The sequence below is a fragment of the Streptomyces sp. NPDC006510 genome (assembly GCF_040611955.1).
Classification (GTDB): Bacteria; Actinomycetota; Actinomycetes; order Streptomycetales; family Streptomycetaceae; genus Streptomyces.
The window spans coordinates 1-2404 of record NZ_JBEXPH010000407.1; the positions used below are offsets into that span (position 1 = coordinate 1).

3 protein-coding genes and 1 pseudogene are annotated in these 2404 nt (G+C 68.6%); 2 read left to right on the top strand and 2 right to left on the bottom strand.

Translation table 11 applies throughout. The features are described from left to right. A pseudogene (locus ABZY11_RS43945) lies at nucleotides 1–734 on the top strand (transposase); the annotation flags it as partial. Nucleotides 735–1155: 421 nt separating this feature from the next. Beyond that, nucleotides 1156–1575: an SMI1/KNR4 family protein gene (locus ABZY11_RS43950; RefSeq protein WP_356484543.1), complete on the top strand. Its 420-nt coding sequence runs from the start codon at nucleotides 1156–1158 to the stop codon at nucleotides 1573–1575. A gap of 117 nt (nucleotides 1576–1692) precedes the next feature. On the opposite strand, the gene ABZY11_RS43955 is transcribed toward ABZY11_RS43950, so the two are convergent. Together ABZY11_RS43955 and ABZY11_RS43960 are read right to left on the bottom strand one after the other, a co-directional pair. Further along, on the bottom strand, nucleotides 1693–1836 hold the full coding sequence (locus tag ABZY11_RS43955) for a hypothetical protein (protein WP_356484544.1): 144 nt from the start codon (nucleotides 1834–1836) through the stop codon (nucleotides 1693–1695). Further along, on the bottom strand, nucleotides 1833–1967 hold the full coding sequence (locus tag ABZY11_RS43960; RefSeq protein ID WP_356484545.1) for a hypothetical protein: 135 nt from the start codon (nucleotides 1965–1967) through the stop codon (nucleotides 1833–1835). The genes ABZY11_RS43955 and ABZY11_RS43960 overlap by 4 nt, the downstream gene beginning before the upstream one ends. Nucleotides 1968–2404: the final 437 nt, after the last annotated feature.

Genomic DNA, 2404 nt, shown 5'->3' on the forward strand with positions numbered 1-2404 from the left:
GCGAGTACTACCCCGCAGCTCTGGACGCCTTCGCCGCCTGGACCAACGGACTCTGCCGACCCGAGGCCCGCGAGCTCCTCAAACTCGCCCCCACCCCCACCGGGGCCGCCCGCTTGACCCGCCCGCAGATCACGGCGGCCCTCAAGCGGGCCGGCCGCAAGCGCGGCACCGCCGCTGACACCGAACGGCTCCGCGACGCCCTGCACGCCGACTGGGCCCACCACCCGCCCTTGGTCGAGGACGCCCTGGGCAAGCAGATGCTCGCCCTCCTCTGCCAGCTGGAAGCGGCCTGCACCACCGCCGACGACCTGGCCCAGGCGGTGGAAGAGGCTTTCCCTCAGCACCCGGACGCTGAGGTGATCCTCAGCTTCCCCGGACTCGGCCTCCAGCTCGGCGCCCGGGTGCTGGCCGAGATCGGTGACGATCACACCCGGTTCGCTGACGCCCGCGGTCTCAAGGCCTACGCCGGCTCCTCGCCCATCACGAGGGCCTCCGGGAAGAAGTCCAGCATCACCCGCCGCCGAGTGAAGAACGACCGGCTCAACCACGCCGGCTACCTCTGGGCCTTCGCAGCCCTGACCGCCTCGCCCGGAGCCAGAGCCCACTACCGCCGCCGACGCGACGAACGCGGCGACTGGCACGCCTCTGCTCTGCGCAACCTGTTCAATCGACTGGTCGGACAGCTCTACCACTGCATCCAGGTCCACGAACCGTTCGACGAAGCGCTGGCCTTTCCGGCCCCGGCTGAAGTCCCGACAGTCACGGCAACGGCCGCATGGACCACCACCGCGCAACGGACAGAGCAGTCCGACCTACTCAGGAATGACCAGCCCGCGTTCACGCAGCTGCGGCAGGCACGTCTTCAGGCATGCCTCTACCGACACGGCATCCGTCCGGACCAGGAGATCCTCGTGAAACAGGTTCCCGCTTGCGACGAATGTCCATGGCTTCCTGCCCTCACGCATGCGCTCGGCATCGGCTTTGAACAGCACCGTGACCCCCTGCTCGGCCAGCGCTTCCATGACCCGCACCACATCCACCGAGACTCCCCCTTGCGCTGCTAATCGAACAGTCAGCAAAGCTACACAGGCACTGCGGCCGCCCACTTGACGGCTTGGGACCGTGAGGCGTCTGATGCGGCACTAGGATCACGGCATGCCCTTCCGACCCGCGCTGCTGGACCGTTTGGAGCGCGCCGTCCGGCGCTACGGCGCCGGGACACCGACCGACCGGGCGGAACTCGCGTCCGCGATCTCCCCTCTCGGGGTCGGTCTCGACCCGGACTACGCCGAGTTCGTCGAGCGTTTCGGAGGTTGCTATGTCGGCGTCCCGGTGTACGGACTGCGGAACTCGGACCTGCTGGAGCGCGTGAGCGTCGTAGACCTCACCCTGCGCTTCCGCCGCGACGGGTGGCCCGGCACCGACCGGGGACTGGTCGTGTCCTTCGACCTCGCAGGCAACCCCCTCGTGCTCACCCCTGGTGGTCCCGTGACGGGCTACGACCACGACGCAGGGCGTGCGTGTGAGCTCGCCCCGGGATTCGCGGCGCTGCTCGACCAGCACGCCGAGGACTGAACGGCCTCCGCCTGCCGACCCGGGGCGGCACCGGGACGGTCGCGAGCTTCGAACCCGTGCATCGCGCACGCGCAGACTGCCAACTGCCCCGGTCCGCCGCCGGCGCCGTGAACCGGCTCAGCCGCGAGTCTTCATCACCAAGGAGACAGGCACCGCCACCATCCCGCAGATGGCCAGGAACCCGCCGACGAAACGCAGGAAGCCCTCGTGCACGGCACGGGCTTTGGTCTGCTGTCGCGGGTTTCGCTCCAGGCCGTTCACGATGAGGGTGTGAATCCCGGCAGCTCCTCTTTTCGTGGCAAAGGCTCCCCCACGAAGATCACCACCAGTCCCCAGATCAAAAGGAACACACCGCCCGCAGCGGGGTCTTTCTGACCGGCGAGAAGCAGCATGCCCGAATCCTTCACCGCCAGGGCCACAGGGGTCAACGCACTGACGAGACGAGCACCCGGACCCTGCCATGAGGCCACAACCCCTCGAACGCAGAGGAACAACCGAGGGCGGGGGCAGCGCGCTGGTAAGCGAGCAGGTGCAGGGCGGCCCGGCGTGCCGCCGTTACGGCTGGGCGTGCGGATTCTTCGTACTGCGATCCGGGCGGCAGCAGGACCGGGACCGGACCCTGTCAGAAAGTTGATGGAGGCCATGGCCCCGTTCGTCGACGGGGCGTCCCCACCGACTCCTACCGTCCCGCCAGCACCCGGGCGCGCGGAAGAACCCGTCAAGGCCAGCTGACATTAACCTCGATCTTGCATGACGGTCCGTCGGTTCTTCCGTCGGGCCGTTTCGCTGTTGCGGGTTGGTCGTGGGAATGCTGGTGGCCCGGCTGTCG